General features: G+C 75.2%; 9 protein-coding genes and 1 pseudogene. 4 read left to right on the top strand and 6 right to left on the bottom strand.

The genetic code is table 11. The annotated features are described in order from the left end of the window. Positions 1-201: 201 nt before the first annotated feature. Positions 202-1,491, bottom strand: coding sequence for a tyrosine--tRNA ligase (gene tyrS, locus AC1WTP_RS33925; RefSeq protein ID WP_481653297.1), 1,290 nt, complete (start codon positions 1,489-1,491; stop codon positions 202-204). Between the two features lie 78 nt (positions 1,492-1,569). Here tyrS and AC1WTP_RS33920 point away from each other — a divergent pair, with 78 nt between their 5' ends. Then, positions 1,570-1,977, top strand: a complete 408-nt coding sequence (locus tag AC1WTP_RS33920) for a PaaI family thioesterase (protein ID WP_481653296.1) — start codon at positions 1,570-1,572, stop codon at positions 1,975-1,977. Positions 1,978-2,036: 59 nt separating this feature from the next. On the opposite strand, the gene AC1WTP_RS33915 is transcribed toward AC1WTP_RS33920, so the two are convergent. The 3 genes from AC1WTP_RS33915 to AC1WTP_RS33905 form a co-directional block, all read right to left on the bottom strand. Further along, positions 2,037-3,368 carry a hemolysin family protein gene (locus AC1WTP_RS33915; RefSeq protein WP_481653295.1) on the bottom strand — a complete coding sequence of 444 codons (1,332 nt, stop codon included), beginning with the start codon at positions 3,366-3,368 and terminating at the stop codon, positions 2,037-2,039. Between the two features lie 126 nt (positions 3,369-3,494). After that, positions 3,495-4,130, bottom strand: a complete 636-nt coding sequence (locus AC1WTP_RS33910; RefSeq protein ID WP_481653294.1) for a hypothetical protein — start codon at positions 4,128-4,130, stop codon at positions 3,495-3,497. Between the two features lie 78 nt (positions 4,131-4,208). Next, positions 4,209-4,688 (bottom strand): GNAT family N-acetyltransferase, encoded by a 480-nt coding sequence (locus AC1WTP_RS33905; RefSeq protein WP_481653293.1) that lies wholly within the window; start codon positions 4,686-4,688, stop codon positions 4,209-4,211. 209 nt (positions 4,689-4,897) lie between these two features. On the opposite strand from AC1WTP_RS33905, the gene AC1WTP_RS33900 reads away from it, so the two are divergent. Then, positions 4,898-5,224, top strand: coding sequence for a hypothetical protein (locus tag AC1WTP_RS33900; protein ID WP_481653292.1), 327 nt, complete (start codon positions 4,898-4,900; stop codon positions 5,222-5,224). A 75-nt stretch (positions 5,225-5,299) separates the two neighbouring features. Here the strand turns inward: AC1WTP_RS33900 and AC1WTP_RS33895 are convergent, their stop codons facing one another. Beyond that, complete coding sequence (locus AC1WTP_RS33895; protein ID WP_481653291.1) at positions 5,300-5,776, bottom strand: cyclic nucleotide-binding domain-containing protein; 477 nt, start codon at positions 5,774-5,776, stop codon at positions 5,300-5,302. A 253-nt stretch (positions 5,777-6,029) separates the two neighbouring features. Here AC1WTP_RS33895 and AC1WTP_RS33890 point away from each other — a divergent pair, with 253 nt between their 5' ends. Both AC1WTP_RS33890 and AC1WTP_RS33885 read left to right on the top strand, forming a co-directional pair. Continuing rightward, complete coding sequence (locus AC1WTP_RS33890; RefSeq protein WP_481653290.1) at positions 6,030-6,926, top strand: universal stress protein; 897 nt, start codon at positions 6,030-6,032, stop codon at positions 6,924-6,926. 113 nt (positions 6,927-7,039) lie between these two features. Further along, positions 7,040-7,885, top strand: a complete 846-nt coding sequence (locus AC1WTP_RS33885) for a universal stress protein (RefSeq protein ID WP_481653289.1) — start codon at positions 7,040-7,042, stop codon at positions 7,883-7,885. A 180-nt stretch (positions 7,886-8,065) separates the two neighbouring features. Here AC1WTP_RS33885 and AC1WTP_RS33880 read toward each other — a convergent pair. Next, a pseudogene (locus tag AC1WTP_RS33880) lies at positions 8,066-8,281 on the bottom strand (NADPH-dependent FMN reductase); the annotation flags it as partial.

Raw genomic sequence — 8,281 nt, 5'->3', positions numbered from 1 at the left:
GCCTCGCGGCGAATCCGGGGCACCGCCCGAACCGGCTCCTGTGGGTGTAACCCCGATGGCGCCGGTGCCATTCCCGGCCCGCGACTCGCAGGATTTCATCCTGTTTGCCCCGTTCCGCGCTGGCAGAGAGAAAGTTACGCGCCCCGCGGATTGATCGTCAAATCCGCGGGGCGCGTCCCCCGTCACACCGTCGACGTACGGCTATCTCTCCACCTCGACCCCGGCGAAGGACCGCTTGCCGCGGCGCAGCACCAGGTACCGGCCGTGCAGCAGGTCCTCCGGCGACACCACCGCGTCGACGTCGGTCACCCGGTTGTTGTTGACGTAGGCGCCGCCCTCGGCGATCACCCGCCGCGCCTCCTTGTGGCTCGGCACCAGCCCGGACTCGCGCAGCAGCGCCGCCACGTCGGGCAGCTCGCCGCCGACGTGGACCAGGCCGGCCTCGGTCAGCGCGGCCCGCAGCGTGGCCGGGGTGAGTTCCGCCAGGGAGCCCCGGCCGAAGAGCGCCTGGCTCGCGGCGACCGCCTGGGCCATCTCCCGCTCGCCGTGCACCAGTGAGGTCAGCTCCTCGGCGAGCGCCCGCTGGGCCAGCCGCGCCGCCGGCCGCTCCGCGGTCTCCTTCTCCAGCGCCTCCAGCTCCTCGCGGGAGCGGAAACTGAAGAACCGCAGGTACCGGTTCACGTCCCGGTCATCGACGTTCACCCAGAACTGGTAGAAGGCGTACGGGCTGGTCATCTCCGGGTCGAGCCAGACCGCGCCGCCCTCGGTCTTGCCGAACTTGGTGCCGTCCGACTTGGTGACCAGCGGGGTGGTGAACGCCTGCACCGGGCCGGCGCCCCGGCGGCGCACGTAGTCGACCCCGGCGGTGATGTTGCCCCACTGGTCGGAGCCGCCGAACTGGAGCTGGCAGCCGTGCCGACGGTGCAGCTCGAAGAAGTCGTTCGCCTGCAGCAGCTGGTAGCTGAACTCGGTGAAGCTGATGCCGCTGTCCAGCCGCGCCTTGACCACCTCCCGGGCGAGCATCTTGTTCACCGGGAAGTGCTTGCCGACGTCGCGGAGGAACTCGACCACCGACATCTCGCCGGTCCAGTCCAGGTTGTTGACCAGTTGCGCCGCGTTCTCCCCGGTGTACGAGACGAACGGGGCGAGCTGGTCGCGGATCCGGGCCACCCAGCCGGCGACCACCTCCGGCGGGTTGAGGGTGCGCTCCGCGCTCTCCTTCGGATCACCGATCTGGCCGGTCGCCCCGCCCACCAGCAGTAGCGGACGGTGCCCGGCGAGCTGGAGCCGGCGTGCCGTGGTGACCTGCATGAGGTGGCCGACGTGCAGGCTGGGCGCGGTCGGGTCGAAGCCCACATAGAAGGCGGCTCCGGGGCCGTCGAGCAGCGGGCGCAGCTCGTCGAGGCCGGTCGAGTCGTGGATCAGGCCACGCCACCGCAGGTCTTCGGTCAGGGAGTCCCGCCCGGGTGGCGGGAGGCTGGTGTCGGTCACGGTCACCGATTCTCCCCCATCCCGGGCGCCGACCCGTACCGGGTTTGCCGACTCGGCGCCGGATACGCTGGCCCTTCCATGATCGAGGAGGGCTGCGTGGAGACGACGGAGGTGACGGGCGGCTTCGTCGCCCTGCTCGGCCTGAAGTTCGACGAGGTGACCGGCGACCGGGTGGTCATCCGCTGGCAGGTCCGCCCGGAGCTGCACCAGCCGTACGGCATCCAGCACGGCGGGGTGTACTGCTCGGTGGTCGAGACGGCGGCCAGCGTGGGCGCCGCCCTCTGGCTGGCGGACCGCGGCCAGGTGGTCGGCGTGTCGAACCAGACCGACTTCCTGCGCGCGGTCCGCCACGGCGAGCTGACGGCGGTCGGCACCCCGGTGCACCGGGGCCGCAGCCAGCAGCTGTGGCAGGTGGAGATCACCGACGCCGACGCCCGGCTGGTGGCCCGCGGGCAGGTCCGGTTGCAGAACCTCTACCCCGCCTGACGCGTTTCGCCAGGTGACGGAGCGGGCCACCGGGCGGCGCTTGCGCGGCCGCGCCCCGGTCAGCCACCCGCCCGGTCCAGCACCGGCTCGGCGTCCGGATCAGGGTCGTCACCGCTGGGCTCGGCCTGGCGGCGCAGCCGCACCTCGGTGATGGCGCGGTGCGCGATCCGGGTGACCACGAGGTCCCAGCCGTCGACGGTGACGCTCTCCCCCGCCACCGTGGGGATGTGCCCGAGGCAGGCGAGCACCAGCCCGGCGACGGTGGTGTAGTCGCCGTCGGGGCGGCCGGGCAGCTCGACGCCGACGTCCGGCAGATCGTGCACCGGGAAGGTGCCGGGCAGCAGCAGCGCGCCGTCCGGCTCGGTGCGCACCGAGCGCACGTCCCGGTCGGTCTCGTCGTAGATCTCGCCGACGATCTCCTCGAGGATGTCCTCCAGGGTGACGATCCCGTCGACCGCGCCGCGCTCGTCCACCACCAGGGCGATGTGCTGGCGTTCCGCCTTGAACTGGCGCAGCGCGTCGACCACCGGCAGCGAGTCCGGCAGCAGCATCGGCGGGCGGACACGCTCGTCGATCGGCCGGTCGTCCGGTACGCCGACCAGGTCCCGCAGGTGGATCACCCCGACCGCGTCGTCGAGGCCATCATGGCGCACCACCGGCGCGCGGGAGTGCCCGGACGCGGCGAGCACCAGCCGGGCGGCCTCCGCGGTCGTCCCGCTGTCCAGCGTGAAGACCTGCAACCGGGGCACCAGCACGGCCCGCAGCTGCCGGTCGGCGATCTCCACCGCGCCGGCGATGATGGTCTGCTGCTCCTTGGTGAAGCCGTGGTTGCCGGCCACGATGTCGCGCAGCTCGTCCGGGCTGATCTCGTCGCGCTGCGGTTGCGGGTTGAGCCCGACCAGCCGGACGACCAGGTCGCTGGTGGCGCCGAGGGCCCAGACGGCCGGCCGGGTGAGGGAGGCGAGCAGGTCCAGCGGGCGGGCGACGAGCAGCGCCCACCGCTCGGGCACCTGCATGGCGATCCGCTTCGGGGCCAGCTCGCCGAAGACCAGGGTGACGAAGGTCAGCGCCAGGGTGACCACCACGATGGCGACCGGTTCGGCGGCGCCGCCGAGCGCGCCCAGCAGCGGCACCAGCGGCCGGGCCAGCGAGACCGCGGCGGCGGCCGAGGCCAGGAAGCCGGCCAGCGTGATGCCGATCTGGATGGTGGCCAGGAAGCGGTTCGGGTCGGTGGCGAGCCGGGCCAGCACCCGGCCGGCCCCACTGGCACGCTCCAGCCGCTGGATCTGGCTGTCCCGCAGCGAGACCAGGGCCATCTCGCTGCCGGCGAAGAGGGCGTTCAGGACGACCAGGACTCCGACCAGGGCCAGCTGGCTCCAGTAGCTCTGCACGCCCGGTTCTCCCTCGCACGGACCACGCCGACCGGCGCCGCCGCGCGGAGGCCCCGCCGGCGTACGCGCATCAGTGCCCCGCGGACCGGGTGGTGAATCCTGCCTCCGCCGTCCGGGTGACCCGGGCTACGCCCGCTCGCCGACCGGCAGGTCCAGCACGTACGCGTCGCCCTCCGGGCGGAAGCCGAGCCGGTGGTAGTAGGGGGCGATCATGCCGGGCGGGCTGACCACCCGGCGGAAGCCCCGGTCGGTGAAGAGGCGGCTGCGCCGGTAGACGAACTCCCCCGGGGTGAAGTCACGGAACCGCTGGGTGACGTAGTCGAGGTCGATCTGGGCCACGCCGCCGGGCTCGGCGTGGGAGAGCACCACCCCGACCACCTCGTCCGCGCGGACCACCAGGAACGCCGACCGCTCGGCCACGGTGCCGGGCGGCCAGTGGAAGCCGGGGTTGAACCGGGCGATGTCGGCGCCGTGCACCCGCAGCGTGTGGGCGAGGAACTGGTCGTCGACACCGACCTCGACGACCTGGTAGGTCTCCTCGTCGTGCCGGGTGGCCAGCATCTTCCGCAGGTACCAGATGTTGATCACAGCCAGCACCACGTTCAGCCCGACCATCGGCCAGACCGCCAGGGCGGCGTTGTAGCCGATCAGCACCAGGCAGCCGACCAGGTTGAGCGCGCGCAGTCGCAGGATGCGCGCCTGCAACAGCGACCAGACCAGCAGCGCGGAGCCGGCCCAGCCGATCAGATCCAGCCAGTTCACCCCGCGAGGGTAGTGCCCGCGCTGGTCAGCGCCGTCGCCGGGAGCCGTCGGACCCCGCCGGCGGGCGTCGTGGGCGGCTCAGGCGGTGAGCTCCAGCACGTACTCCTCGACGTCGTGGCCGCGGCCGGCGGCGTAGCCGTGGTCCTCGCCGCGGATGACGAAGCCGCACTTGCGCAGCACCGCGAGTGAGCCGGCGTTGTCCTTGGCGGCCCGGGCGTGCACCGGGCGCTGGGGCAGTTGGCGCAGCAGCGCGCCCAGCGCGCGGGTGGCGTAGCCGCGGCCCCAGTGCCGCCGGTCGATCCAGTAGCTGACCTCGGTGCGCTCGCCGACCGGGAAGGCGAGCACGTGCCCGACCACCTGGCCGTCGACGGTCACCGTGCGGGACAGGATCGCCGGGTCGGTGCGCACCCGCTTCCAGTGGGCGGCGAAGCCCTCCGGGTCGGCCGGATCGTCGGCGGTGAAGGCGGCCATCCGGATCGCCTCCGGATCCAGCTGGTGCCGGTAGAACTCGGGGAGGTCGTCGTCATGGACGGGGCGTAGCTGCAGGTCGGCGGTCACCGGCCGAGGATAGGACCGGGTACCGACATCCGGGGCCGCCGGCCCGGTCGGCGCCCGGGTCGGCCGTCCGGTCCAGGCGTTCCGGGCCCCCAGGGCGCGTTTCCGCGCCGGTCGCCCCAGGCGCGGGCGGTGGGCGTGGCGGCTCGGTGCCGGCCAGCCGGCGGGCGGATCACCGTGCCGGCCGGCGGAGATCGGCGGAGAATGGCCGGATGACCAGACTGGCGCGGAACCAGGGCCGACGACGCGGAGTGCGGGCGGCCGGCGCGACGGCGGGCGGCGACCGGGCGGCCGGGGCGGCGGCGACCGGCGTGGCGGCCGTCGACGCCCGGGCCGGCAGCGCCGCGGCCATCGGGGCGCTGGCGGTCGGCGCGCTGGCCACCGGGGCCGCCGCCGTGGCGGTGCTGGCCATCGGGCGGCTCGCGCTCCGCCGGGCGGTCATCCGCGAGCTGCGCATCGGGCGGCTGGAGGTCGACGAGCTGATCGTCCGCAGGCGGGCCGACGTCCCGGGCGACGCCGACCGCGGCGCTTCCTGGTGACCCGAGAGGGCGGGCCGCCCGACCGGCGCCGGTAGGCCGGCCGGGCCGAGCAGGTCAGCGGACGGTTGGCGCGGGTCAACTGACGCCGGGCTCCGGCGCCGGGTAGCCGTACAGGTCGAGGAGCCGACCGCGGGCGGCGTGCAGGCGGTCCACCACCACGCTCATGAACCGGGTGGTGAGCTGGCGGCCGAACGCGTCGTCGGACTCCATCAGCCGGCGCAGCCCGGCGGCGCTCAACTCCACCGCGGTGCTGCGCCGCACGGCCACCGCGCCGAACTGCCAGCGGTACGGCGGGAAGAGCCAGGACCAGCCGAGCACCCCGCCCGGCCCGATCATCTCGAACTCCACGTCGCCCCGGCCGGGCACCGCGAAGTCGAGCGCCACCTGGCCGTCGCGGACCAGCCAGCAGCGTTCCGCCGGCTGGCCGGCGCGGAACAGGCGGTGTCCCGGGTGCCAGACCACCGGCCGGGCGTACCCGGCCAGCCGGGGCAGCCACGGCTCGGGCAGCCCGGTGAGGAAGGGATGCGCGCGGAGGACGTCGAGGGTGGTCATCGCGTACGCCTCTCTCCCGGGGTGCGGGAACGCGCCCGTCGTCCCATCAGACCGCACCCTGACCGGCGGCCGGCAGGGCCGTTGGTCCCGCCCGGGGGCGACGGGCCTGCCCGTCGCCGCGCCCGCCGGCGCGACGCGGCTGGTCGGTCCACGCGCCGGCCGGTTCGGGACCAACGGCCCGGTCCCCGGGACGACCGCCTCTGACCGCCGGCCGGACACCTGGACAGACTGGGGTGGACCGAAGGAGGTTGTCATGACCAGCAACACCGGAGCCGCCGTGGTGGTGGGTGTGGACGGTTCCGCCGCCGCCCTGGACGCGGTGCGGGTGGCCGCGCGGGAGGCAGCGTACCGGCAGCGGCCGCTGCGGATCGTGCACGCGTTCATCTGGCCGCTGATGGACACGCCGCTGGGACCGGTGCCGGGTGGACCGGCGGCCGGCGGGCTGCGCAACCAGGCCGAGCAGTACGTCGCCGAGGCGGTGGCCGAGGCCGGCAAGATCACGCCGGAGGTGCCGGTCACCGGTGTCGTGGTCGACGGCGCCGCGACCCCGGTGCTGCTGGACGAGTCCCGCGACGCCGCCCTGGTGGTGCTCGGCCACCGCGGGCTCGGCGGTTTCGCCGGCCTGCTGATCGGATCGGTCACCGTGCAGGTCTCGGCCCGCGCGCAGAGCCCGGTGCTGGTGGTCCGGGGCGAGCCACGGGCCGACGGTCCGGTGGTGGTGGGCGTGGACGGCTCGGAGCTGTCCACCGAGGCGGTCGGGTTCGCGTTCGACGAGGCGGCCCGGCGCGGCGTCCCGCTGGTCGCGGTGCACGCCTGGCTCTACCCGACACCGGCCGGCCCGGGCGAGATCCTGCCCCTGGTGTACGACGTCGAGGCGTTCGGCGACGAGGAGGAGCGCACCCTCGCCGAGTCGCTGGCCGGCTGGTCCGAGCGCTACCCCGAGGTGCCGGTGCGGCGCCGGCTGGTCCGGGGCTCCCCGGCCCGGGCCCTGGTCGAGGAGTCGAGGACCGCGCAGCTCGTGGTCGTCGGGGCGTACGGTCGGGGCGCGCTGGCCGGGTTGCTGCTCGGCTCGGTCAGCCACGCGGTGCTGCACCACGCGCACTCGCCGCTGGCGATCGTGCGGCACCGGCGTACCGCCGACGGATCCTGACGTCGCGGTGGCGGGCCGGCGGGCACCCGCCGGCGCGGCGCCGTGTCGGGGAAATACCGGTGGGCCGCGGACCGCGCCCGGACAATGACCTGATCGAGTACCTGGGAGGGCTGATGAACCGACCCGTCGTGGTGGGCGTGGACGGATCCCCGCCGAGCCTGGTGGCGGCCGAGCACGCCGCGCAGGCCGCGGTGCGGCGCGGTCGCCCGCTGCACCTGGTGCACGGCTACCTGCACCCGCTCGGCTACGGCGTGCCGCTCAACCCGTACGACCTGGGCATCCCGGCGCCGAGCGAGGAGGCGCAGAAGATGTTGGCGCAGACCGCGGCCGACCTGACCGAGCGCTGGCCGGGGCTCACGGTCGAGGTGCGCCAGGTGGCCGGCGGGCCGGGCGCCACACTGGTCGAGGAGTCCAAGCGGGCGGAGCTGGTGGTGGTGGGCAGCCGCGGCCACGGTGGTTTCGCCGGGCTGCTGCTCGGCTCGGTCGGCAGCCAGGTCGCCGCGCACGCGCACTGCCCGGTGCTGGTGGTCCGGCCCGCCGAGCAACCGGCTCCGGCGACCGTGCCGGTGCTGGTCGGGGTGGACGGCTCGGAGTCCGCGGAGCTGGCCGTCGGGTACGCCGCCGACGAGGCGGCCGGCCGGGAGGTGGGACTGGTGCTGGTGCACGCCGCGCCGGCGGACGGGGATGCCTCGTCGCCGGCGCTGGCCGGCCTGCTCGCCACCGCCGCCGCGGCGGTGCGCGGCAGCCACCCCGGGGTGGCCGTCGAGGAGCGGGTGCTGCGGGGGGCCGGGCCCGAGCAGGCGCTGGTCGACGCGAGCCGGGACGCGGCCCTGGTGGTGGTCGGCTCGCGGGGCCGGGGCGGGTTCACCGGGATGCTGCTCGGTTCGGTCAGCCAGGCCCTGGTGCAGCACGCGCACTGCCCGGTGCTGGTCGCCCGCCCCCACGGCCACGCCCGCTGACGCGGCGCCGCGGACGGCGCGAGCCGGCACGCGGTGCGCTTGCGACCCGGGCGCGACCGGCGCCGGGCGGCCGACCGGACTCGGTGCGGTCGGCGGGCCGGCGCTCCGGCCGGTGCGGCCTCGAGACGGGCGCGGGCCACGCCGCCCGGGACGGTGTGGCCCGCGGTTGGCGGACGCCGGTCAGTGGCCGGCGCGGCCGAGCAGGTCCTCGAAGCTCGTGGTGAGGGCGAACGGATCTGCCGGCCCGGTGGACGCCGGCCGCCGGTGGATCTGTTCGGCCAGTTCGCCGGCGGCCCGGTCGATCCGGCGCCGCAGCGCCCCGTCGGCGGTGCCGCCGGACCAGTCCTCCGGCGCGGCGAAGACCGCCGTCGGCACCACCACCGCGTGCAGGTACGC

It is taken from the genome of Micromonospora sp. R311 (genome assembly GCF_056780015.1).
This window is presented reverse-complemented; position numbering and strand designations above follow the sequence as displayed.

Excerpts from the sequence above, each read along its gene's own strand:
- AC1WTP_RS33920 (WP_481653296.1), top strand. The coding sequence starts at position 1,570 with ATGATCGAGGAGGGCTGCGTGGAGACGACGGAGGTGACGGGCGGCTTC.
- AC1WTP_RS33900 (WP_481653292.1), top strand. The coding sequence starts at position 4,898 with ATGACCAGACTGGCGCGGAACCAGGGCCGACGACGCGGAGTGCGGGCG.
- AC1WTP_RS33895 (WP_481653291.1), bottom strand. The coding sequence starts at position 5,776 with ATGACCACCCTCGACGTCCTCCGCGCGCATCCCTTCCTCACCGGGCTG.
- AC1WTP_RS33890 (WP_481653290.1), top strand. The coding sequence starts at position 6,030 with ATGACCAGCAACACCGGAGCCGCCGTGGTGGTGGGTGTGGACGGTTCC.
- AC1WTP_RS33885 (WP_481653289.1), top strand. The coding sequence starts at position 7,040 with ATGAACCGACCCGTCGTGGTGGGCGTGGACGGATCCCCGCCGAGCCTG.